This window comes from Mesorhizobium sp. UC74_2 (assembly GCF_042701485.1).
In the GTDB taxonomy this organism is placed as follows: Bacteria; Pseudomonadota; Alphaproteobacteria; order Rhizobiales; family Rhizobiaceae; genus Mesorhizobium.
Genome location: NZ_CP170562.1, coordinates 5,709,867 through 5,729,674 on the forward strand (window position 1 = coordinate 5,709,867; position 19,808 = coordinate 5,729,674).

At 62.1% G+C, this 19,808-nt stretch carries 23 protein-coding genes, 1 tRNA gene and 1 pseudogene; 14 read left to right on the forward strand and 11 right to left on the reverse strand.

Annotated features, from left to right (window positions below; translation table 11 throughout):
• Positions 1 to 14: 14 nt before the first annotated feature.
• The gene (locus tag ACFJIU_RS27830) at positions 15 to 179 is read right to left on the reverse strand and encodes a hypothetical protein (protein WP_379073284.1); all 165 of its coding nucleotides are present in this window, start codon (positions 177 to 179) and stop codon (positions 15 to 17) included.
• On the opposite strand from ACFJIU_RS27830, the gene ACFJIU_RS27835 reads away from it, so the two are divergent.
• The gene (locus tag ACFJIU_RS27835; protein WP_379073250.1) at positions 105 to 674 is read left to right on the forward strand and encodes a DNA-binding response regulator; all 570 of its coding nucleotides are present in this window, start codon (positions 105 to 107) and stop codon (positions 672 to 674) included. The genes ACFJIU_RS27830 and ACFJIU_RS27835 overlap by 75 nt on opposite strands.
• 78 nt (positions 675 to 752) lie before the next feature.
• Here the strand turns inward: ACFJIU_RS27835 and ACFJIU_RS27840 are convergent.
• Positions 753 to 828: transfer RNA gene (locus ACFJIU_RS27840), tRNA-Ala, on the reverse strand.
• A gap of 237 nt (positions 829 to 1,065) precedes the next feature.
• Between ACFJIU_RS27840 and ACFJIU_RS27845 the strand changes: the two genes are divergently transcribed.
• From ACFJIU_RS27845 to ACFJIU_RS27855, 3 genes are all read left to right on the forward strand, one after another.
• The gene (locus ACFJIU_RS27845; protein ID WP_379065438.1) at positions 1,066 to 1,356 is read left to right on the forward strand and encodes a YggT family protein; all 291 of its coding nucleotides are present in this window, start codon (positions 1,066 to 1,068) and stop codon (positions 1,354 to 1,356) included.
• Between the two features lie 8 nt (positions 1,357 to 1,364).
• A complete protein-coding gene (locus ACFJIU_RS27850; RefSeq protein WP_379065439.1) occupies positions 1,365 to 1,712 on the forward strand; it encodes a DUF167 family protein in 348 nt (115 codons plus the stop codon).
• 108 nt (positions 1,713 to 1,820) lie between these two features.
• Positions 1,821 to 2,408, forward strand: coding sequence for a hypothetical protein (locus tag ACFJIU_RS27855; RefSeq protein ID WP_379065440.1), 588 nt, complete (start codon positions 1,821 to 1,823; stop codon positions 2,406 to 2,408).
• Positions 2,409 to 2,508: 100 nt separating this feature from the next.
• Here the strand turns inward: ACFJIU_RS27855 and ppa are convergent, their stop codons facing one another.
• The 5 genes from ppa to ACFJIU_RS27880 form a co-directional block, all read right to left on the reverse strand.
• Complete coding sequence (ppa, locus tag ACFJIU_RS27860) at positions 2,509 to 3,045, reverse strand: inorganic diphosphatase (RefSeq protein WP_054310325.1); 537 nt, start codon at positions 3,043 to 3,045, stop codon at positions 2,509 to 2,511.
• Between the two features lie 190 nt (positions 3,046 to 3,235).
• The gene (locus ACFJIU_RS27865) at positions 3,236 to 3,742 is read right to left on the reverse strand and encodes a GNAT family N-acetyltransferase (protein ID WP_379065442.1); all 507 of its coding nucleotides are present in this window, start codon (positions 3,740 to 3,742) and stop codon (positions 3,236 to 3,238) included.
• A gap of 90 nt (positions 3,743 to 3,832) precedes the next feature.
• A complete protein-coding gene (locus tag ACFJIU_RS27870; protein ID WP_379065444.1) occupies positions 3,833 to 4,471 on the reverse strand; it encodes a TPM domain-containing protein in 639 nt (212 codons plus the stop codon).
• A 2-nt stretch (positions 4,472 to 4,473) separates the two neighbouring features.
• Positions 4,474 to 5,286, reverse strand: coding sequence for a TPM domain-containing protein (locus ACFJIU_RS27875; RefSeq protein ID WP_379073251.1), 813 nt, complete (start codon positions 5,284 to 5,286; stop codon positions 4,474 to 4,476).
• A 122-nt stretch (positions 5,287 to 5,408) separates the two neighbouring features.
• On the reverse strand, positions 5,409 to 6,053 hold the full coding sequence (locus ACFJIU_RS27880; RefSeq protein ID WP_379065446.1) for a LemA family protein: 645 nt from the start codon (positions 6,051 to 6,053) through the stop codon (positions 5,409 to 5,411).
• Positions 6,054 to 6,227: 174 nt separating this feature from the next.
• Here ACFJIU_RS27880 and ACFJIU_RS27885 point away from each other — a divergent pair, with 174 nt between their 5' ends.
• The 6 genes from ACFJIU_RS27885 to ACFJIU_RS27910 all read left to right on the forward strand — a co-directional run bounded on the left by ACFJIU_RS27885 (position 6,228) and on the right by ACFJIU_RS27910 (position 11,584).
• Complete coding sequence (locus tag ACFJIU_RS27885) at positions 6,228 to 6,446, forward strand: hypothetical protein (RefSeq protein WP_379065448.1); 219 nt, start codon at positions 6,228 to 6,230, stop codon at positions 6,444 to 6,446.
• A 7-nt stretch (positions 6,447 to 6,453) separates the two neighbouring features.
• Positions 6,454 to 7,338, forward strand: coding sequence for a pyridoxal kinase PdxY (gene pdxY / locus ACFJIU_RS27890; protein WP_379065450.1), 885 nt, complete (start codon positions 6,454 to 6,456; stop codon positions 7,336 to 7,338).
• 62 nt (positions 7,339 to 7,400) lie between these two features.
• Complete coding sequence (locus ACFJIU_RS27895; protein WP_379073252.1) at positions 7,401 to 8,111, forward strand: DUF429 domain-containing protein; 711 nt, start codon at positions 7,401 to 7,403, stop codon at positions 8,109 to 8,111.
• Positions 8,112 to 8,254: 143 nt separating this feature from the next.
• The gene (locus ACFJIU_RS27900; protein ID WP_379065453.1) at positions 8,255 to 8,899 is read left to right on the forward strand and encodes a carbonic anhydrase; all 645 of its coding nucleotides are present in this window, start codon (positions 8,255 to 8,257) and stop codon (positions 8,897 to 8,899) included.
• A gap of 85 nt (positions 8,900 to 8,984) precedes the next feature.
• Positions 8,985 to 9,401: a nuclear transport factor 2 family protein gene (locus ACFJIU_RS27905; protein WP_379065456.1), complete on the forward strand. Its 417-nt coding sequence runs from the start codon at positions 8,985 to 8,987 to the stop codon at positions 9,399 to 9,401.
• Positions 9,402 to 9,538: 137 nt separating this feature from the next.
• Positions 9,539 to 11,584, forward strand: a complete 2,046-nt coding sequence (locus tag ACFJIU_RS27910; protein WP_379065458.1) for a M3 family metallopeptidase — start codon at positions 9,539 to 9,541, stop codon at positions 11,582 to 11,584.
• Between the two features lie 65 nt (positions 11,585 to 11,649).
• On the opposite strand, the gene ACFJIU_RS27915 is transcribed toward ACFJIU_RS27910, so the two are convergent.
• The gene (locus ACFJIU_RS27915; RefSeq protein ID WP_379065460.1) at positions 11,650 to 12,261 is read right to left on the reverse strand and encodes a TetR/AcrR family transcriptional regulator; all 612 of its coding nucleotides are present in this window, start codon (positions 12,259 to 12,261) and stop codon (positions 11,650 to 11,652) included.
• 71 nt (positions 12,262 to 12,332) lie between these two features.
• Between ACFJIU_RS27915 and ACFJIU_RS27920 the strand changes: the two are divergent.
• Positions 12,333 to 13,615, forward strand: a pseudogene (locus ACFJIU_RS27920) (MFS transporter).
• A 166-nt stretch (positions 13,616 to 13,781) separates the two neighbouring features.
• A complete protein-coding gene (locus ACFJIU_RS27925; protein ID WP_379065462.1) occupies positions 13,782 to 15,359 on the forward strand; it encodes an alkaline phosphatase D family protein in 1,578 nt (525 codons plus the stop codon).
• A gap of 7 nt (positions 15,360 to 15,366) precedes the next feature.
• Here ACFJIU_RS27925 and ACFJIU_RS27930 read toward each other — a convergent pair whose 3' ends face one another.
• Positions 15,367 to 15,642, reverse strand: coding sequence for a hypothetical protein (locus ACFJIU_RS27930; protein ID WP_379065464.1), 276 nt, complete (start codon positions 15,640 to 15,642; stop codon positions 15,367 to 15,369).
• Between the two features lie 212 nt (positions 15,643 to 15,854).
• On the opposite strand from ACFJIU_RS27930, the gene typA reads away from it, so the two are divergent.
• Positions 15,855 to 17,678, forward strand: a complete 1,824-nt coding sequence (gene typA / locus ACFJIU_RS27935) for a translational GTPase TypA (RefSeq protein ID WP_129412548.1) — start codon at positions 15,855 to 15,857, stop codon at positions 17,676 to 17,678.
• Positions 17,679 to 17,719: 41 nt separating this feature from the next.
• Here the strand turns inward: typA and ACFJIU_RS27940 are convergent, their stop codons facing one another.
• Positions 17,720 to 18,328, reverse strand: coding sequence for a DUF1062 domain-containing protein (locus ACFJIU_RS27940; protein ID WP_379065466.1), 609 nt, complete (start codon positions 18,326 to 18,328; stop codon positions 17,720 to 17,722).
• A 421-nt stretch (positions 18,329 to 18,749) separates the two neighbouring features.
• On the opposite strand from ACFJIU_RS27940, the gene ACFJIU_RS27945 reads away from it, so the two are divergent.
• On the forward strand, positions 18,750 to 19,364 hold the full coding sequence (locus tag ACFJIU_RS27945; RefSeq protein ID WP_379065468.1) for a LysE family translocator: 615 nt from the start codon (positions 18,750 to 18,752) through the stop codon (positions 19,362 to 19,364).
• Between the two features lie 6 nt (positions 19,365 to 19,370).
• On the opposite strand, the gene ACFJIU_RS27950 is transcribed toward ACFJIU_RS27945, so the two are convergent.
• Complete coding sequence (locus tag ACFJIU_RS27950) at positions 19,371 to 19,808, reverse strand: hypothetical protein (RefSeq protein WP_379065470.1); 438 nt, start codon at positions 19,806 to 19,808, stop codon at positions 19,371 to 19,373.

The window sequence follows — 19,808 nt, forward strand, 5'->3', positions numbered from 1 at the left end:
TAAGCGTGCCGCTGCTATTTGACCGAATAGTCAAATATTTGGAGGGACTTTTGCGGGGCGATCGCATCATACTCGCTGATGATCATCCTCTCTTTCGAGAGGGCATACGCCGGCTGCTGCAAAGAGTGGCGCCGCAAGTTGAAATCATCGAAGCGGATGATCTCGTTCAGATGCTTCATCTTGCTCGCAGGGGGGAGCCGCCGAGCACCTTCATCATCGACCTTATCTTCGCGGGGCAGAGCGTCGAGCCGGACCTTCCCGAGCTGCGGCGGGAGTTCCCGCGGTCTTCGATCATCTTTGTCTCGATGGTGCAGGATCGTGTCATCGCGGAACGCATCATGGGCAAGGGCGCGGATGGATTTATCTGCAAGAGCCTGAGACCGCAGCAGATCATGGCTGGCATCGCGGCGGTACGCGACGGCGAGAGGATCATACTCATCGAGCCCGACGCCAGGGACCTGCCGGAGCTGAAGGATGATCTTTCGGCGCTGACATTCCGGCAACGCGAAGTGCTACGCCTGCTCTCCGCCGGCCGAACCAACAAGGAGATCGGGCAGGCTCTTCACATTTCGCCTTATACTGTCCGTGCCCATGTTTCGGCCTTGCTCAAGACCCTTGGCGTGTCATCCCGGACAGCAGCGGTGTCGAAAGCCAAGTCGTCGGGGCTGATTTGAAGGCCGGCGCGGCTGCCGTCGACACGGATAGCCGAAATCGAGGGGAAATTCGGACAGTCAGGGAGCCAGGAGTTCCGTTGGTGGAGCTGAGGGGGATCGAACCCCTGACCTCGTCATTGCGAACGACGCGCTCTCCCAGCTGAGCTACAGCCCCGTCCAGCGGATGGCGCATTTATGAGGCGCCGCGCTTCACTGTCAAGCGAGCTTTTGGACGCCTGCCCGTCGTTGCCGTGTGCTTGGCGATGCCCGATCTTCAATGCAATGGTTTCGATCGAAGGCTGCGACCGCCCTCCTGTGCGGCCTAAAAATTCCGGGAAACCACCGCAAGCGTGCCCGGCTCTTGCCGCATCCGTGCGCAATCGCTAAATGTCGGCAACACTCGGAGACCTGCATGACCGCCCTCATTCAAACCGTCATTCTGGCGCTTGACCTCTATTGGTGGATCATCATCGCCTCGGCCATCTTTTCCTGGCTCTTCGCCTTCAACGTCGTCAACCCGCGTAACCAGGTGGTCAACACGATCGGTAATGCGCTCTACCGGCTGACCGAACCGGCACTGCGCCCCATCCGCCGTATCCTGCCGGATCTGGGAGGTATCGACATTTCGCCGATCATCCTCCTGCTGATCCTGTTTTTCCTGCGCCAGTTCATCCTCACAACCATCTACCCGGCGCTCGTCTGACGCCAGTGATGGGCGAAATCCTTCGCCTGCGCCCCGACGGCATCGATCTGTTCGTTCGGTTGACGCCGAAGGCGGCGTCCGATGCGCTGGATGGTGCTGAGACCGCTGCCGATGGCCGTAGCCATCTCAAGGCACGCGTGCGCGCCGTTCCGGAAAAGGGTGCCGCCAATCTTGCGCTGGAGAAGCTTGTCGCCAGAGCTCTCGCTGTGCCGCTGTCATCCGTGGCCGTGGTGGCCGGCGGCACGGCGCGTTTGAAGACGCTGCGTGTCAGCGGCGATCCGGCCGAGCTCGCGCGGCGGGTGTCTGGAGCAATTCCAGGAAAAGCCTGCAACGGTTTTCCATCCGGAATTGCTTAGAAAAAAATAGTTGGAGCGTTTCCGTGAAAACGGAAACGCCCTGGCCCCGGCGTGGCACGGACGCGATTTTGGCGATATGGTGCAGACGTCCGTCAGCCGGAGAACGCCATGCGCAGCATCCTGATCTTTCTCGTTCTTGCCGGCTTCTGCCAATCCGCGTCAGCGGGCCAGATCACGAGCGTCTATACGGACCTTGTCACCGAAAAGGATTGCCTGACCTATGCGAAGGCCGGCGAGAGCGACGGCGACTGGGCCGATCTTTCCTGCTCGGGCTATCGCGGCTATCCGGTTCTGCTCGCCTATGATGACGCGCGCGAGTCTGTTTTCTACGGTTTTCCACCCGCGGACATGACGTCGAGCTGGGAGAGTTTCGTCGGCTTCAACAGCGCCGGACCGAAGGTGGAGTGGCGCGTGGAGACGACGGGGGATGTCTCGGTTCCGTTTGCGGCCATCCACCGCCGTTCCGTCAGCAGCGGCGATGACGGCACGAAAAAGACCGACGTCCTGGTGGTGGCGAAGGTTGCCCAGATGGAAGGCCGTCAAGGCTGCACGATCGCGCTGGTCGCAGCCGGAAGTCCCAATGCCAATGAAGAAGCGCGCAAGATAGCCGACGAGAAAGCGCGTTCCTTTGCGTGCGGAAAAGATACGCGCATCACCGTCGGCGACGTTCCGGCCTTCGGCCGGGTCGACAACTGAAGACGCCGGCGACCCAAGGGGCACCGGCGTCCAAAGCATTCCAGAAAAAGTGTGCGGCAGTCGTCCGTCCGGAATTGCGTAAACAGAAGCTGGAGACGGCCTACTTCTTGGCTGCCTTGGCGCGTTCGATGGCTTCGACGATCATCTTCTTGGCGTAGGCCGCATCGTGCCAGCCGCCGATCTTTACCCATTTGCCGGGTTCGAGATCCTTGTAGTGCTCGAAGAAGTGCTCGATCTGCTTGAGGGTGATCTCCGGCATGTCGGTGTAGTCAAACACCTTCTCGTAGCGCTTGGTGATGTGCGACGACGGCACCGCGATCACCTTCTCGTCCTGGCCGGCATTGTCTTCCATGATCAGGACGCCGATCGGGCGTACGTTGATGACGCAGCCAGGCACCAGTTCACGCGTGTTGCAGACCAGCACGTCGATCGGATCGCCGTCGCCGGACAAGGTGTGCGGCACGAAGCCGTAATTGCCTGGATAGCGCATCGGCGTGTAGAGGAAACGGTCGACGAACAGAGTGCCGGCTTCCTTATCCATCTCGTATTTGATCGGCTCGCCGCCGACAGCGACTTCGATGATGACGTTGACGTCTTCCGGCGGATTCTTGCCGATGGATATCGCCTCGATACGCATGGGTAACCCTCGCTTTGGCGCTGTCCTGATCGGGATCTGTCGTCAGGTCATGCGCAGGATGAAATGGCTTGCCGCGCCCCATACGCATCTTGACTTGCGTGGGGGCAGGCAACCGCGCACCGAATAACGGGCGAAACGGCTTTGTGCAATGCGGCAATGCGTGCGGAAGGAGAAGGCGGCGCCGACCTGGTCAATCCCAGACGAAAGCGACCTTCTTCAGCGCCTTCTGCTCGAAGATCTCGACACCTTCGGCGACATCGCGGCCACCTTCGCCGGCATAGAAGGCGAGCGCATTCTGGTTCTCTTCCAGCGCCCAGACGACGAGGCCGCTCAAGCCATGATCGGCAAGCTTGCGGCGCGCTGCCGAAAACAGCCTGCGGCCAAGGCCGATGCCCTGGTATTCGGGACGCAGGTAAAGCTCGTAGATCTCGCCCTGCTGGCGCAATTCGCGGGCACGATTGCGACCGACGGTCGCGTAGCCGGCGATCGTTCCGCCGATTTCAACCACCAGCACGGTGGCAGCCCGGCGGATGGCATTCGACCACCAATCGGAGCCGCGGCGATTGATCATCGCCGTCAGCGTCTTGTGCGGGATGATACCGCTATAGGCGCCTCGCCAGGCCTCGAGATGCACGTCGGCAATCGCCGCCGCGTCTTGCGGCTCGGCCCTGCGGATGTCGATGGTCAACGTGTTCATGGTTTGTTAACCATAGACCCGGTCGGCAAACTTGCAAAGAGTCCGGCTTGCTTTCGCACAAGCGAAAATACTGGGCCAAAAAAAGGTGGCCTAGATCTCGACCAGATGGTCGTCGAGTTCGTTGACGTCGCCGAGGCCGACCGGGAAATGCTCCGCCAGCACGGAACCGACCGCGCCGATGGCACTCACGAAACCGTCGGCCAGGCGATCATCGCCGGCATGGGCGGTCAGGTTGCGCACCACACCGTCCCAGACATGCTGGCCGACCTTGGCGTCAATGCCGCTGTCGGCGACAACTTCGGCATAACGTTCGGCGATCGAGACGAAGATCAACACACCGGTCCGTGCAGCGGTGCGATGCACGTTGCGCGCCAGGAACTGCTTGACCGCATTGGCATGCGCGGCCTTGTAGCGTTGCCGGCGCGGCACGAAATGGATGCGCAGGCCTGGCACCAGCCACAGAAGGACAAACAGGCTGATGGCGGCCACTGCCTGAACGATGAGAAAATGCGGCAGGCGTACGCTCAGCCACAATGCCTCCAGCACGTAACCGAAAGCGATGCTGACGGCGAACAGGGCAAGCGTTGCGGTGAAGGCCGCCTGGAAGAAATATCCGTCGCTCGAGCGCGCCACCACGCAGTAGATTTCGCCGCTTGTGGTTTGCTCCGCCGCACGGATCGCCTGCGCGATGCGCTCATGGTCGGCATGGGTGAGTGAACGTGTCGCCATCGTCACCAGCTTCCCGAAGATCCGCCGCCGCCGGAAGAGCCGCCGCCGCCCGAAAAACCACCACCACCGCCACCGGAAGACCACCCACCGCCACCGCCTGACCATCCACCGCCGCCGGACGACCAGCCACCACCGCTGTTGTTGGACGAACGTCTGTTGGTGTCGAAGGTCATTCCCAGCCAACGGTAGCGACCAGGGCCAATCTTGGTGCCGAAAATCGGCGGCAGGATCGCGATGGCAAGGCCGCCGAAGAACAGGACCGCCCATATGGTGATGAACAGCGCAAACATCACCTGTTCGGCGTCGTATTCGCTGAAGCTGTCCTGCTGGTGGCGCTTGCCGCGCGCCTCGAGTTCTTCCGGATTGCCCTCCAGCACCATGATCATGTCGTCGACGGCCTTGGTGATGCCGCCGGCAAAGTCGCCGCCACGAAAAGCCGGCACCATGTCGTTTTCGATGATCAGCTTGGTATGCAGGTCGGTCAGCGTGCCTTCCAGGCCGTAACCGACCTCGATGCGCATCTTGCGGTCGTTCTTGGCTACCAGCAGCAGGACGCCGTTGTTGTCGCTGGCCTGACCGAGCTTCCAGGCGCGGAACAACCGGTTGGCATAGGGCTCGATCTCCTCGCCGCCGAGGCTGTCGATGGTGGCGACGACGATCTGGTCGGAGCCCTTCTTTTCGAAGTCGGCGAGTTTTTGTTCGAGGGCTGCCTTCGCTGCCGGGTCAAGCATGCCGGCATTGTCGACGATACGCCCGGTCAAGGCTGGCAGATCGTCGGCCAGCGCCATGCCAGCAAGCAACATGGCGAAGACCATTGCCAGCAGCAGCTTGAGCGCAACAGCCCACGACACTGCGTGGGTCTCATGCGCGGGCAAACGGCGAGATGGCAGGGAGGAACGCAAGGTTCAGCCGGTCCGGGTCAGGGAAGGGGTGGCGTTCAGCCACCCTGACCCGCGGGTTTGCTGGTGCCGAAGTCGACCTTCGGCGTCTGCATCTTGTCCTCGCTGATGGTGAAATTCTGGAAAGGCTCGTTGGAGCGGAACCAGAACGTCGCCCACAGCACGGACGGGAAGGTCTTCAGCGTCAGATTGTAGTCCTTGACCGCCTGGATGTAATCGCGGCGTGCCACGGCAATGCGGTTTTCGGTGCCTTCAAGCTGTGCCTGAAGCGCGATGAAATTCTGGTTGGCCTTGAGGTCGGGATAGTTTTCGGTAATGGCGAGCAGGCGTGACAGTGCGCTGGTCAGGCCCGACTGGCTGTCCTGGAATTTCTTGAAGGCTTCGGGATCCTTGAGGGTTTCGGGTGTCACCGTGACCTGCGTGGCCTTGGCTCGGGCCTCGACCACGGCATCCAGGGTGTCCTTTTCGTGAGCGGCGTAGCCTTTCACCGTCTCCACGAGGTTCGGAATCAGGTCGGCGCGGCGCTGATACTGGTTCAGCACTTCGCTCCAGGCTGCCTTGGCGTTTTCTTCCGCCGTGGGAATGGTGTTGTAGCCGCAGGCCGACAGCAGCGGCAGCAAGAGCGCCATCAAAAGGAAAGCCGGGAGGTTGCGGGGAAGCGAAGACAGGCGCTGTGCGTACATGAGCGGTCCCTCGTTTGCTCGAATAGGCAAGCAATACCATAAAGATCGCAGGATAAAACGCCTTTGCATGACCGCCGCCAATGCCGGTGGCGCAGCCTCGTCGGCAACGAGGCCCTGTAACCTTGAGCGCGATCGGGCTAGGATCAGCGAAAAGAGGAGCATCCATGGCAGGTCATGCCGACAGGGACAGCGAGCACGAGTTCGCGCCGCATCCTGGACCGCATTGCACGCGAGACCGAGCCCGGCGGCCTGCCATCCGACCGGCATGCAGCCGACCAGGGTGATTTCGATCCAATTGAATATTGGGGCACCCGCATCGGCCGTGTGCTAGGCGTCATCCTGGCGATCGCGATGCTGATCGCTGTCGGTTATTACATCGCCCGCCATCTATAGGACCATCATGAACACCAGTCAGGCCGAGGCGCCCCGCGCCGTCATCGTCGTGTCCAGCCATGTTGCGCGCGGGTCCGTGGGCAATCGCGCTGCTGTCTTCGCGCTGGAGACACTGGGTTTCCCTGTATGGGCGGTCCCAACCGTGATACTGCCCTGGCATCCCGGTCACGGCCGGGCGACAAGGATTGTTCCGCCTGCGGAACAATTTGCGGCGCTGATGGCCGACCTGGCGCGCGCGCCCTGGCTCGGCGAGGTCGGCGCCGTCCTTTCCGGCTATCTCGGCGAGGCAAGCCAGGCCGATGCCATTGCCGACCTGGTCGACGCGGTAAAGGCCAGGAATCCAGGCGCTCTCTACGTCTGCGATCCGGTGATGGGCGATTCCGGCGGGCTTTATGTCCCCGAAGCAACCGCCAAGGCCCTGCGCGACCGGCTGATGCCCTTGGCCGATATCGCCACGCCGAACCGCTACGAACTCGCCTGGATGGCGGGAGCCGACCTGCCGGACCTGAAATCGACTACTGCGGCGGCGCTGGATGCTGGTCCGGCAACCATGCTGGTGACGTCGGCGCCGGCGATGATGTCGGGCAGCACCGGCAATCTCCTGCTCGATTCCAGCCAGGTGCTGCTCGCCGAGCATCGTCTGATCGACCGGCCGCCGAATGGCCTCGGCGATCTCACCGGCGCGGTCTTTCTGGCCCGCACCCTGTCCGGTCAGCCACCCGCCAAGGCGCTGCAATCAACGACGGCCGCCGTCTACGAGATCCTGGCACGTACGGCCAAACGCGGTGGCGACGAGCTGCAGCTGGAAACCGATGCGCAAAGCCTGTCGCAACCCATGGCGATGGTGCAGATGCGCCATCTCACGCATCCGGGTCGAGGTCGCACGGCGTGACCGGAAACCCGGCCAACGTAACCGTGGCTGGGGTCGATGGCTGCAAGGCTGGCTGGATTGCGATGCGGCAGGATCCTGGCGGATCACCGATCGTCGGTGTCTATCCTGGCTTCGACGATCTCCTGACGGCCCTACCGTCTGATGCGATCGTGGCTGTCGACATGCCGATCGGTCTGCCCGAGGTTTCGGGCAAAGGCGGGCGCGGGCCCGAAGCACTGGTGCGCCCCTTGCTTGGCCAACGACAATCCAGCGTCTTCGCCATTCCATCGCGGGCAGCAGTCTATGCCGATACAGCCAGCTTCAGCACAGTCGATGCCTGGTATGAGGCGCATCGGCGCGCCAGCGCCGTCGCGGCGGCGACGTCCAATCCGCCGCGCGGCGTTTCCATCCAGGCCTTTGGCATCTTCGGCAAGATCCGCGAGATCGACAGGCTTTTGACGGCGCGGCCGGATCTACGAGCGCGCGTTTTCGAGTCTCATCCCGAGGTGGCATTCTGGCGGCTCAATGACGGTCGTGCGATGACCCTGCCCAAGAAGATCAAGGGCACGGTCAATCCAGCCGGCATGGAAGAGCGGCGGGCTTTGCTCGCCCGTCACGGCTATGAGCGCGCCTTTCTTGATCAGGCGCCGCCGAAAGGTGCCGCGGCGGACGATTTTCTCGACGCCGCTGCCATGTTGCTGGTTGCAGGCCGGATCGCGCGGGGCGAAGCCACCTCCTATCCGAATCCGCCGGGGGGCGATGACAGAGGAATCCCTGTCGCTATCCATGTTTGAACGTTTTGGCATAGCGAGCTATGCGCCATGCATGGTTCTCGCGGGAGAGCTATGACAATTTTGCATTGATTGCCTGGCCAATTTGCCGTTAGTGCCATTCGCAGTGGAAACGAGCCGTCGCCGTCCAGCCTGGAAAGGTCCAGATGCCGCATCTCCCAGAACATCTCATTGCCGGTTATCGCAACTTCATCAACGGCCGCTATGTGGCCGAGGCCGATCACTACAGGTCGCTTGCACGCGAAGGCCAGGCGCCGGAGACGATGATCGTGGCCTGCTGCGATTCGCGCGCCGCGCCGGAGGTGATCTTCAATGCCGGCCCAGGCGAACTGTTCGTGCTGCGCAATGTCGCCAATCTGGTGCCGCCCTATGCACCTGATGGCGAGTACCATTCAACCTCTGCCGCGCTCGAGTTCGCGGTGCAGAGCCTGAAGGTCAAGAACATCGTCGTCATGGGGCACGGCCGATGCGGTGGCATTCGCGCCGCGCTCGATACAACATCCGCTCCGCTGTCGCCGGGCGATTTCATCGGCAAGTGGATGAGCCTGATCGCGCCGGCCGCCGAAGCTGTTTCAGCCTCGACCATGATGACGACCGGCGAACGGCAGACGGCGCTGGAGCGCATCTCCATCCGCTACTCCATCGCCAACCTGCGCACCTTTCCCTGCGTGAAGATTCTGGAAGGCAAGGGCAAGCTCACCCTGCACGGCGCATGGTTCGATATTTCAACCGGCGAGTTGTGGGCGATGAACAACGAAACCGGCGATTTCGAACGGCCCGATATCAGCTGAAGACAACCACGGGCGGCACTGCCGGCCGCGCGCGCTTCACTTCTCATCCATACAGGCCTAGGTTGCATGGAGGAGGTGTCGTCCAGTGCCAGTTGCCGGCTCGTCGAAACTCTGTCTGGTCGTCCTTTACGTCCTGATGCTGGGTTCAGCGCGGGCTGACGACAACGCCGTGATAGGCCGCTGGTATTCAGCACTGCTGGTTGCGGACCGCGGCCAGCTCGCGGACATGCTGACCGATGATGCCCGCATCCGATTGCAGGATGTCGATACCGAACAGAACAAGCAGCAGTTCCTTGCTTCGATGGACGAATGGCAGGGCGCGGTATCAGGCGCAAACATTCGGCATCGCATCGAAAGCGCCGACAACGGTCTGGTCACTGTCGTCGTCTGCTACGACTTTCCCGGTAATGATCTTCTGACAAGAGAGGTGTTCGCACTGAGCGACGAACGCATCACCGCATCCTCGCAAGCGACCATTGCGGAAAATTGCGACGGCTTCTGAGAAACCTGCGCCAGGCCCTTCGTCGCTGGCTATCCGACGCGGGCCGGCGGGGCTTGTCGTTGCACCGGCGGTCCCATCGGCCTACATCGGAAAGATATTGTCGTTCCGCCTTCCTCACGTTCAGCGAAAGTCCCCCCATGTCCGTATCCGATCTCGCCGCCCATGCTTTGACCAACTGGCAGGGGCCGCTCGGTCTTCCCGATTTCACGAAGATCGGCGATGAAGACTTTGGGCCGGTGTTCGAGGCGGCGCTGAAGGCGCATGAGGCGGAAATCGATGCCATAACCGCCAACACCGAACCGGCTACCGTCGAAAATACACTGCAGGCACTGGAGCTTGCCGGTGAAGCGCTCGACCGCGTCTCCTCGATCTTCTGGTGCCGGGCCGGTGCCCATACCAACGACGCCATCCAGGCCATGGAGCGCGAGGTCGCGCCGAAGATGTCGCGGCATTTCTCGGCAATCTCGATGAACGAGAAGCTGTTTGCCCGCATCGACGATCTCTATCAGCGGCGCGATGGCCTGAAGCTCGATGGCGAGACGTTGCGTGTCCTGGAACGGACCTGGAAAGGGTTCGTCCGCTCCGGTGCCAAGCTTGACGCCGAAGGCAAGAAGCGGCTTGCGGCGATCAACGAACACCTGTCTTCGCTTGGCACCACCTTCGGCCAGAACGTGCTGGCCGATGAGCGGGAATGGGCACTGTTTCTGGATGAGGCCGACCTTGCCGGCCTCCCCGATTTCCTGAGAAGCGCGATGGCGGAGGCCGCCGAGACGCGCGGCCAGAAGGGCCGCTATGCGGTGACGTTGTCGCGGTCGATCTACGAACCCTTCACCACCTTCTCCGAGCGTCGCGACCTGCGTGAAGGCGCATGGCGCGCCTTCACCCGGCGTGGCCAGAACGGCGGCGCCAGCGACAACACCGCGGTGGTGCGCGACATGCTCAGGCTGCGTGCCGAGAAGGCGAAGCTGCTGGGTTATGATTCCTTTGCCGCGCTGAAGCTCGACGACACCATGGCCAAGACACCGAAGGCCGTGCACGACCTGCTCGACCCGGTCTGGGAGAAGGCGCTGGAGAAGGCTGCGGCCGACCAGAAGGAACTGCAGCGGCTGGCGGTTGCTGCCGGCAGCAACGAACAGTTCGCTGCCTGGGACTGGCGATTCTACCAGGAGAAACTGCGCGCCGAAAAGTTCGCTTTCGACGAGGCCGAACTCAAGCCCTATCTGCAGCTCGACCACGTCATCGCTGCCTGCTTCGACGTGGCGACGAAGCTGTTTGGCCTCACCTTCGAAGAGAAGAAGGGCATTGCCGGCTGGCATCCGGATGCGCGTGTGTTCGTGGTCAGGAACCCCGACGGATCGGAGCGCGCGCTGTTCCTGGCGGACTATTTCGCCAGATCGTCCAAGCGGTCCGGCGCCTGGATGAGTGCGCTGCAGTCGGGCTACAAGCTGGGCAAGGGTGCGAAGCCGATCATCTACAACATCATGAATTTCGCCAAGCCGCCCGTCGGCGAGGCCGCCTTGCTGTCAGTGGACGAGGCCAAGACCCTGTTCCATGAATTCGGCCATGCGCTGCACGGCATGCTGACCGACGTCACCTGGCCGTCGGTTTCGGGCACATCGGTCAGCCGCGACTTTGTCGAGCTGCCTTCGCAGCTCTACGAACATTGGCTGACGGTGCCGGCAGTGCTGGAAAAACACGCACTGCATGTGAAGACCGGCAAGCCGATGCCAAAGGAACTGCTCGACAAGATGCTGGCGGCGCGCACGTTCGGCGCCGGCTTCGCCACGGTCGAGTTCACCGCCTCGGCGCTGGTCGACATGGCCTATCATGCGCGTTCGGATGCACCGGCCGAACCGCTGGCCTTCGAGACGGAGACGCTTGAGAAACTCGCCATGCCGGACACGATCGCCATGCGCCATCGTACTCCGCATTTCAGCCATGTCTTCGCCGGTGACGGCTATTCAGCCGGCTACTATTCCTACATGTGGTCGGAGGTGCTCGATGCCGATGCCTTCTCGGCCTTCGAGGAAACCGGCGATCCGTTCAATCCGGCTCTGGCGAAAAAGCTGCGGGAAAACATCTACGCGGCCGGCGGCTCGAAGGATCCGGAAGAGCTCTATACCGCCTTCCGCGGCAAGATGCCGACCGCGGATGCCATGATGGTGAAGCGCGGGCTGACCTGATCCTGTTCCTCATGCCTGTCCGGTGGATGAGGCGCTGGAGGGCCTGCTAACGCGCTAGCGCGGCGCTAGCCTTTCAGGCTGGCGCCGATCAGAAGGTCGGCCTGTTTGGCAACCGACTGCGAGGGACCGCCCGGGCCGAAGATCTGGCTTGAGATGTAGGCGCCTTCGATGAGAAGCAGCAGGCCGTCGCCCAGCGTGCCGGGGTCGGCCGCCCCCATCTCCTTGGCCATGGCGCGCAGACGACGGCGCAGTTCGCGCTTGTTCTCTTCGCTGACCACGCGCGCGGGGTGACCGGGTTCGGGGTATTCGACCGCTGCATTGGTCATGCCGCAGCCGCGGTAGCCCTGTTTCTGCGAGCGTTTGCCGACGCGCGTCAGGAACGCGATGATCTGAGCCCGCGCATCGCCCTGATGCGCAGCCACTGCTTCGTCGAAACGCTCCCAGAACTCGATGTCGTATTTACGCAGATAGGATGCCGCGAGCTCGTCCTTCGATGAAAACGAGCGATAGAGGCTTGGCTTGGTGACGCCCGCCTTTTTCACGATCTCGTCGACGCCGATCGCCCGGATGCCTTCGCGGTAGAAGAGCTCATGCGCGACGCCGAGGATTTTCTCGGCCGCCGGCGGCAAGGCTGCGTCTCGCGAAACGCTGGGTTCAATATTTTTGTCAGTGGGCATGAGGTGTTCCAATTGACATGTTACTAACCGGTACGTACACATTCGGCAACTGCAACGTACCGGTCAGTAACATGATAGTCCAGCCCCGCCCGTTTGGCCAGCGCTACGCCTTCGTCGTCGTTGCGGTCATCTTCCTCTCCCTGCTCATCGCTGCGGGCCTGCGTTCCGCGCCCTCCGTGATGATGCTGCCCCTGGAGAATGACTTCGGCTGGCGCCGCGACGTGGTGTCGCTGGCAGCCGCCATCGGCATTTTCCTTTATGGCATGACCGGTCCTTTCGCCGCCGCGCTGATGGAACGCATCGGCCTGCGCAAGACGGTGATCGGTTCGCTGGTGGTGATGTCGGCATCGACCGGGCTTTCGCTGTTCATGACGCAGTCCTGGCAACTCATCGCCACCTGGGGTGTATTCTCCGGCGTCGGTTCGGGCGCTGTCGCCACCGTGCTCGGCGCCACCATCGTCAACCGCTGGTTCAAGACCAACCGCGGCCTGGTCATGGGCCTGATGTCGGCGTCCAGCGCGACCGGCTTGCTGATCTTCCTGCCTTTCCGGCCTGGCTTGCACAGTCGGGCGGCTGGAAGCCGGTGGCGCTCGTCATTGCCATCGCCACCGCAGCTCTGGTGCCGTTGGTCTGGCTGCTGGTGCCGGAGCGGCCGGCGTCGATCGGCCAGGTGCGTTTCGGCGCCGAGCCCGACGATGTGCCGCCGACGCCGCCAGCGGCAGCCGGCAACTTCATCTCCCATACGCTGAGCACACTGCGCGAAGCAGCCAGGACACGCGTGTTCTGGTACCTCTTTGCCACTTTCTTCATCTGCGGCTTCACGACCAACGGTCTTGTCGGCACGCATCTGATCGCGTTCTGTGCCGACAATGGCATCAACGAGATCCAGGCTGCCGGTCTGTTGTCGCTGATGGGTATCTTCGACCTCATCGGCACGACCCTGTCGGGCTGGCTTACCGACCGTTTCGATCCGCGCAAGCTGCTCGGCGTCTATTATGCCATTCGTGGCCTCTCGCTGATGTATCTGCCTTATTCCGGTTTCTCGGCGACCGCGCTCATCGTTTTCGCGGTGTTCTACGGGCTGGACTGGATCGCCACCGTGCCGCCGACGTTGCGTTTGTCCAACGAAGCCTTCGGTGATGCCAAGGGACCGCTGGTGTTTGGATGGATTGTTGCCGGCCATCAGGTCGGCGCGGCTACGGCCGCGTTCTTCGGCGGAGCTATGCGGGAGTTCCAGGGCAGCTATGAGCTTGCCTTTGTCATTGCCGGCATGACCGGTATCATCGCCGCCTGCCTGTCGCTGCTGATCAACACCAACCGCCCAATGCTGGAGCCGAAAGAGCAGCCGGCCTGATTCCAGAGCGTTTCCGTTTTTCACGGAAACGCTCTGTCTTCTTTTGCTGGAATTATCCCAGCGGCGGCAAACTGTGGACCGTCAAGAAAGTTTCACGTCTCCGAAATGCGGCTGAAACAATGGCCAAGGACCTTGGCGGCACCCATTCGCCGCCAAGGAGCCAGCCATGAGCAAGCCAACCAGCATCAACCGCCGTGCCTTCATCGTCTCGACAGGGGCAGCTGGCCTGGTCGGATTGTCGGGTTTGGCCATGCCTTATTATTCGCGTGCGAACACGCGGCCGGCCTTTACCCACGGTGTCCAGTCAGGCGACATCGACGCGATATCAGGCATGATCTGGACGCGCGCCGACAGGCCATCGCGCGTGCAGTTCGAAGTGGCGACCACGGAAAGTTTCGCCAATGCCGAACGCCTGGCGCCGCTCAATGCGCTGCCTGACAGCGACTATGCGGTGAAACGCCTGCTCACTGACCTGGCGTCGGACCAGGACATCTTCTATCGGATGACGCTTGCCGACCTGAATGACGTCAATGCGGTGTCCGAGCCGATCGTCGGCCGTTTCCGCACCGCACCGACCTCGCGCCGCTCCGTACGCTTCGCATGGTCGGGCGATACCGCCGGCCAGGGCTGGGGCATCGATGAGGTCGGCATGAAGACCTATGCCTCGATCGCCAGGCACACGCCCGATTTCTTCCTGCATTCGGGCGACACGATCTATGCCGATGGCGCCATGAAGGACGAGGTCGATCTCAAGGACGGCACAAAGTGGAAGAACGTCGTGCTCATCGACGAGAAGCGCAAGGTTGCCGAGACGCTCGACGAATATCGCGGGCAGTGGAAATACAACCTGCTCGACAAGAACCTGCTTGCCATGAACGCGGCACTGCCGACTTTCTTCCAATGGGACGACCATGAGGTGGTCAACAACTGGTCGAGCTCGAAAGATCTGACCGCCGACGACCGCTACAAGGAAAAATCGATTGCCGTGCTGGCGGCACGTGCCGGCCGAGCCTTCCATGAGATGACGCCGATCCGCTTCACGCCGGCCGAGCCCGGTCGGGTCTATCGCAAGATCGCGTATGGTCCGCTGGTCGACGTCTTCTTCCTCGACATGCGCTCCTATCGCGGCGCCAACGGCCCGAACCTGCAGACCGAACTCAACGCGGGCTCGCGCATGCTGGGCGAGCAGCAGACCCGCTGGCTCAAGCGCGAGCTCGCCAATTCCAAGGCCACCTGGAAGGTGATTGCCGCCGACATGCCGATCGGCCTGGTGGTGTGGGACGACGCCGCCAACAAGAAAGGCTCGGAAGCGGTCGCCAATGGCGACAACGGCCCGGCCAAGGGGCGCGAGCTCGAATTCGCCGACCTGCTGCGCTTCATCAAGAATGCCGGCATCACCAACACGGTCTGGCTGACGGCGGACGTACACTACACCGCAGCCCATCACTACAGCCCGGATCGCGCGCAGTTCCAGGATTTCGAGCCGTTCTGGGAATTCGTCTCCGGGCCGATACACTCCGGTACCTTCGGTCCCAACGATCTCGACATGACCTTCGGGCCGGAAGTGAAGTATGTGAAGGCGCCGAGCGCCGAGCAAGGCCAGAACCTGCCGCCTTCCGCAGGCTTTCAGTTCTTCGGCCTTGTCGACATCGACGGTATTACCGGGCAGCTGACCGTCAGGCTGATGGATCGCGACGACAACGAGCTCTACAAGACGACGCTCGATCCGGTTCGGGCTGCGTGATCTGGGATCAGTGCTCGAAGCAGGCGGCGGGCACGTTTGGCCAGGTCGCCTTCTCACAACCGATATCGGCCTGGCGCTGCTTGAAGGCGGCGCTAACCGGGCCGGTAACGATCGGGTCGACCCCGTCCGGAGCGTCCGCAAAGAGCTTTTCCGCCTGCGTCGTCACCACGGCCATCGGCTTGTCGGCGGGCGTTGCTGCCGACCATGCGCCACCCAGCGCCAGCAAGGCGACGAGCGTGGCCGAGAGGGAGATCATCACGAACCGGTTCAGACTGCGTATCATGGACGCCCGAATGCTCCACAGCGGAAAAGGTTCCGCGTTTGGTTAATGAAATTCTACGCTGCTGCCACTTAACAAAAGGTGACCAACCAACTGCCGGCACGCCGCCCCCTTTCGCAAATGCGAAAAACCCTGTATGAGCCGCGCAACTGAAAAAGGCGGCGTCTCGATTTGACTATCCGGGCGTGCTGCCTGAACAACCTCCGAGACCCAGCATGAACATCCGCAATATCGCGATCATCGCGCACGTCGACCATGGCAAGACCACTCTGGTCGACCAGCTCCTCAAGCAGTCCGGCTCGTTCCGCGAGAACCAGCGTGTCGCCGAACGCGCGATGGATTCGAACGACCTCGAAAAGGAACGTGGCATCACCATCCTGGCCAAGGCGACTTCGGTCGACTGGAAGGATACCCGCATCAACATCGTCGACACCCCCGGCCACGCCGACTTCGGTGGTGAAGTCGAGCGCATCCTGTCGATGGTCGACAGCGCCATCGTTCTGGTTGACGCCGCAGAAGGCCCGATGCCGCAGACCAAGTTCGTGGTCGGCAAGGCGCTTAAGGTAGGCCTGAAGCCGATCGTCGTGATCAACAAGATCGACCGCCCGGACGGCCGCCACCAGGAAGTCATCAACGAGGTGTTCGATCTGTTCGCAGCCCTCGATGCCACCGACGAGCAGCTCGATTTCCCGATCCTCTATGGTTCGGGCCGCGATGGCTGGGTATCCGAGAACCCGGAAGGTCCGAAGGACCAGGGTCTGGCACCGCTGTTTGACCTGGTGCTCAAGCATGTTCCGGAACCGACGGTCCATCCCGGCCCGTTCCGGATGATCGGCACCATCCTGGAGGCCAATCCGTTCCTCGGGCGCATCATCACCGGCCGCATCCATTCCGGCACGTTGAAGCCGAACCAGGCGGTCAAGGTCCTGCACCATGACGGCTCCCTGCTGGAAAACGGCCGCGTATCGAAGATCCTGGCGTTCCGCGGTCTCGAGCGCCAGCCGATCGAAGAAGCGCAGGCAGGCGACATCGTCGCCATCGCCGGCCTGTCGAAAGGCACCGTTGCCGACACGTTCTGCGACCCGGCCGTCACCGAGCCGCTGCATGCGCAGCCGATCGATCCGCCGACCGTCACCATGTCCTTCATCGTCAATGATTCGCCGCTCGCCGGCACCGAAGGCGACAAGGTCACCAGCCGTGTCATCCGCGACCGCCTGATGAAGGAAGCCGAAGGCAACGTCGCGCTCCGGATCGAGGAATCAGCCGACAAGGACTCGTTCTTCGTGTCGGGCCGTGGTGAACTGCAGCTTGCCGTCCTGATAGAGACGATGCGCCGCGAAGGCTTCGAGCTTGCCGTGTCGCGCCCGCGCGTCGTCATGCAGAAGGACGAGGACGGCCAGTTGCTCGAGCCGATCGAAGAAGTCGTCATCGACGTCGATGAGGAACACGCCGGCGTCGTCGTGCAGAAGATGTCTGAGCGCAAGGCCGAGATGGTCGAGCTGCGTCCTTCGGGCGGCAATCGCCAGCGCCTGGTGTTCCACGCGCCGACGCGCGGCCTGATCGGCTATCAGTCGGAACTGTTGACCGACACGCGCGGCACCGCGGTGATGAACCGTCTGTTCCATTCCTATCAGGGTTACAAGGGCGAATTGCCCGGTCGTACCAACGGCGTGCTCATCTCCAACGAGCAGGGCGAATCCGTTGCCTACGCCATGTGGAACCTGGAGGACCGCGGCCCGATGGTCATCGACGCCGGCGTCAAGGTCTACCAGGGCATGATCATCGGCATCCACTCGAGGGACAACGACCTTGAAGTGAACGTGCTGAAGGGCAAGAAGCTCACCAACATCCGCGCCGCCGGCAAGGATGAAGCGGTCAAGCTGACGCCGCCGATCCGCATGACGCTGGAACGCGCGCTCGCCTGGATCCAGGACGACGAACTGGTCGAAGTCACGCCGAAGACGATCCGCCTGCGCAAGCTCTATCTCGACCCGAACGAGCGCAAGCGCTTCGAGAAGTCGAAGGTCAGCGCGGCCTGATGGTTTAAAGGGCGGGGATTTCCCCGCCCTTTTTTGACTGATCATTGTGGGCGAGCGTTGCGCATGATCACCTCGGCGTCGTCCACGGCAAGGTCAATCTCTACCCGGCAACCGTCCCGAACCGGCCGGTTGAGGCCAGCGGCTGTGATGATGTGGCCGGCATCCGCCATGGCGCCGATCCGGGCGCGGGGCAGGCCAAGTTCCATCGCGAGCAGACGGTCGAGCCGGATGGCGACCGGGACTGGTGTGGCTAGAACGATCTCCAGTCGGTCCGTTGCGGCTGACCCCAGTTCTTCCTTGCGGACGACGTTTCCAGCGAATTCCTCGACCCTGTATGCGAACCGGCGCAGGGCCGCGACATCGAAGGCGTAACGCCTGACCAGTGCCGGATCATTGGCCTCCAGGGCCGAAAGCAGATCCGGATCGAGGTCGCGGGCGTTGCGGCGCTCGAACAGCGTGTGGTTCCAGGTGTCGTCGCATGTGGTGCATTTGTAGACGAGCCAGGCATCGAGCCGCCTGCCATTGGCGTTGAGCCGGAATTTATCACTGCATTCGAAGGCGCGTTGCGTGCCGCAACGTGGACAGGAGCGCCAGGGGCGGGGGAAACGGTTTGCAATGAGGGTCCATCGGACGCGGAGCGTGCACGACATGCCGGTTGGTCCTTCCCGTCGGGAAGTCCGTCCAAGCGGCGATGAACGAGATGCCTCTCTTTGAGGCGCGGAATGGCGTTCGTGTGGAAATCAGGCGAGAGAGCCTTCGAGTCCGGCGCAGAGGCGCTGGCCAAACCGGTCTCGAACCGCCACAGGAACGAACGCAATTGTAAAAGCGGCAACGCGGCGCGCTGCCATGCGAGTTCTGGGAGAGCTGACGAGACCGGCGGTTACGATGGCAAAGTCGGAAGCCTGGGGCTGATGACGATGCGGCGTTCTAGCGAGCAGCCTCGATGAGATCAAGCCGTGTTCTCACGGCACATCTCCACGAACGTCGAACGGCAAAGGAGCCCGTCCACTCTCACGATTGCATCGTTTGACATTCGGCCTATGCTGCCGCGCTTGCCCGATGGAGCGCTTCATGACGTTCACGTCCCTTCTCATTTTCGCCGGTGCACTGTTCGTTGCCGCCGGCTCGCCGGGTCCTTCGATCGCTGCGCTGGTGGCGCGGGTGATCTCAAAAGGGTTTCGCGACGTGCTGCCGTTCCTGATGGCCATGTGGATCGGCGAAGCGATCTGGCTGTCCTTTGCGGTGTTCGGGCTGGCGGTCGTGGCGCAGACCTTCCATCTCGCCTTCGTCGCCATCAAATGGCTCGGCGTTACCTATCTCGCCTACCTCGCCTGGAAGATGTGGACGGCACCGGTCGAGGCGAACGAAGGCTCGCTACCGAAGGACGATTCGCCGATCAGGCTTTTCCTTGCCGGCATGGCGGTTACTCTCGGCAATCCCAAGATCATGATGTTCTATCTGGCGCTGCTGCCGACCATCATCGACCTCGCCTCGGTCTCCATGCTCGGCTGGATGGAGCTGACGGCGACGATGGCCGTGGTGCTGATCGTCATCGACTTCGCCTGGATCCTGGCGGCGGCGCAGGCGCGAAGGCTGTTGAAAAGCCCGCGCGCCATGCGCATCGCCAACCGGGTTTCCGCCGGAACCATGGCCGGCGCTGCCGCGGCGATCGCTGCGCGGTCTTGAACGAGCTCAAACTTTGTCCAGCAGACTCATGTCGGAAGTTCTCACTTTCCAGTCGACAAAGCAGCCCAGCACGCCACAGGCTGTGCATCGCACTCCGACATAAATCCAGCGAATGCCGTCCTGTGAAGGATAGATCGAAAAGCCAATCCCAATGTTGATGCTCTCCGATTCACAAACACATCTCAAACCAGTCGCTCCAGCGTCGTCCCAATACTCCGCAGAATCGCAAATGAAGTGCTGGGATCGACAGGCGGTGCATGTGCGTCGCGCCGCACCCTCATCGATGTCCGCGTCAAGGAGAAATGACTGCGATCCGCACCGGCAACGTGCGAGCCTGAATTCGCTTATGCCATAACCCTCGGAAGAGGCGTAGCTTTCCAGATATTGCGCGATGTCGGTTGGTCGATCTCCTACCCACCATTCGCCGGATGTATCGATCGTCAT

What these genes read in the sequence shown, in the direction of transcription:
- ACFJIU_RS27830 (WP_379073284.1), bottom strand. Translation starts at nt 179, where the DNA reads ATGAAGCATCTGAACGAGATCATCCGCTTCGATGATTTCAACTTGCGG.
- ACFJIU_RS27845 (WP_379065438.1), top strand. Translation starts at nt 1,066, where the DNA reads ATGACCGCCCTCATTCAAACCGTCATTCTGGCGCTTGACCTCTATTGG.
- ACFJIU_RS27850 (WP_379065439.1), top strand. Translation starts at nt 1,365, where the DNA reads ATGGGCGAAATCCTTCGCCTGCGCCCCGACGGCATCGATCTGTTCGTT.
- ACFJIU_RS27855 (WP_379065440.1), top strand. Translation starts at nt 1,821, where the DNA reads ATGCGCAGCATCCTGATCTTTCTCGTTCTTGCCGGCTTCTGCCAATCC.
- ppa (WP_054310325.1), bottom strand. Translation starts at nt 3,045, where the DNA reads ATGCGTATCGAGGCGATATCCATCGGCAAGAATCCGCCGGAAGACGTC.
- ACFJIU_RS27865 (WP_379065442.1), bottom strand. Translation starts at nt 3,742, where the DNA reads ATGAACACGTTGACCATCGACATCCGCAGGGCCGAGCCGCAAGACGCG.
- ACFJIU_RS27870 (WP_379065444.1), bottom strand. Translation starts at nt 4,471, where the DNA reads ATGGCGACACGTTCACTCACCCATGCCGACCATGAGCGCATCGCGCAG.
- ACFJIU_RS27875 (WP_379073251.1), bottom strand. Translation starts at nt 5,286, where the DNA reads ATGGTCTTCGCCATGTTGCTTGCTGGCATGGCGCTGGCCGACGATCTG.
- ACFJIU_RS27880 (WP_379065446.1), bottom strand. Translation starts at nt 6,053, where the DNA reads ATGTACGCACAGCGCCTGTCTTCGCTTCCCCGCAACCTCCCGGCTTTC.
- ACFJIU_RS27885 (WP_379065448.1), top strand. Translation starts at nt 6,228, where the DNA reads ATGCCGACAGGGACAGCGAGCACGAGTTCGCGCCGCATCCTGGACCGC.
- pdxY (WP_379065450.1), top strand. Translation starts at nt 6,454, where the DNA reads ATGAACACCAGTCAGGCCGAGGCGCCCCGCGCCGTCATCGTCGTGTCC.
- ACFJIU_RS27895 (WP_379073252.1), top strand. Translation starts at nt 7,401, where the DNA reads ATGCGGCAGGATCCTGGCGGATCACCGATCGTCGGTGTCTATCCTGGC.
- ACFJIU_RS27900 (WP_379065453.1), top strand. Translation starts at nt 8,255, where the DNA reads ATGCCGCATCTCCCAGAACATCTCATTGCCGGTTATCGCAACTTCATC.
- ACFJIU_RS27910 (WP_379065458.1), top strand. Translation starts at nt 9,539, where the DNA reads ATGTCCGTATCCGATCTCGCCGCCCATGCTTTGACCAACTGGCAGGGG.
- ACFJIU_RS27915 (WP_379065460.1), bottom strand. Translation starts at nt 12,261, where the DNA reads ATGCCCACTGACAAAAATATTGAACCCAGCGTTTCGCGAGACGCAGCC.
- ACFJIU_RS27925 (WP_379065462.1), top strand. Translation starts at nt 13,782, where the DNA reads ATGAGCAAGCCAACCAGCATCAACCGCCGTGCCTTCATCGTCTCGACA.
- ACFJIU_RS27930 (WP_379065464.1), bottom strand. Translation starts at nt 15,642, where the DNA reads ATGATACGCAGTCTGAACCGGTTCGTGATGATCTCCCTCTCGGCCACG.
- typA (WP_129412548.1), top strand. Translation starts at nt 15,855, where the DNA reads ATGAACATCCGCAATATCGCGATCATCGCGCACGTCGACCATGGCAAG.
- ACFJIU_RS27940 (WP_379065466.1), bottom strand. Translation starts at nt 18,328, where the DNA reads ATGTCGTGCACGCTCCGCGTCCGATGGACCCTCATTGCAAACCGTTTC.
- ACFJIU_RS27945 (WP_379065468.1), top strand. Translation starts at nt 18,750, where the DNA reads ATGACGTTCACGTCCCTTCTCATTTTCGCCGGTGCACTGTTCGTTGCC.
- ACFJIU_RS27950 (WP_379065470.1), bottom strand. Translation starts at nt 19,808, where the DNA reads ATGACGATCGATACATCCGGCGAATGGTGGGTAGGAGATCGACCAACC.